Origin of the sequence: Psychroserpens mesophilus (assembly GCF_050617655.1) — a bacterium.
In the GTDB taxonomy this organism is placed as follows: Bacteria; Bacteroidota; Bacteroidia; order Flavobacteriales; family Flavobacteriaceae; genus Psychroserpens; species Psychroserpens mesophilus_A.
The window spans coordinates 1-232 of the sequence record NZ_JBODQC010000548.1 but is presented as its reverse complement, the minus strand read 5'-3'; the positions used below and the strand labels follow the sequence as shown (position 1 = coordinate 232).

Sequence of the window (232 nt, the reverse complement as noted above, 5' to 3'; positions counted from 1 at the left end):
GTATCCTGGAGCACCACCCGCCCGTTCTCCAGCACATACCCGCGATCCGCCACCTGCAGCGCCCTGTTGGCGTTCTGCTCGACCAGGAACACCGTGACGCCCTGCTCGCGGATCTCGCGGATGATGTCGAAGATCTGCGCGATCACCAGCGGCGCCAGCCCCAGCGTCGGCTCGTCCAGCAGCAGCAGGCGCGGCCGCGTCATCAAGGCCCGCCCGATCGCCAGCATCTGCT

Annotated in this window: 1 pseudogene; it reads right to left on the bottom strand. The window is 68.1% G+C overall.

What is annotated here, in order from left to right:
• Positions 1 to 232, bottom strand: a pseudogene (locus tag ACRHNM_RS18370) (ABC transporter ATP-binding protein); the annotation flags it as partial.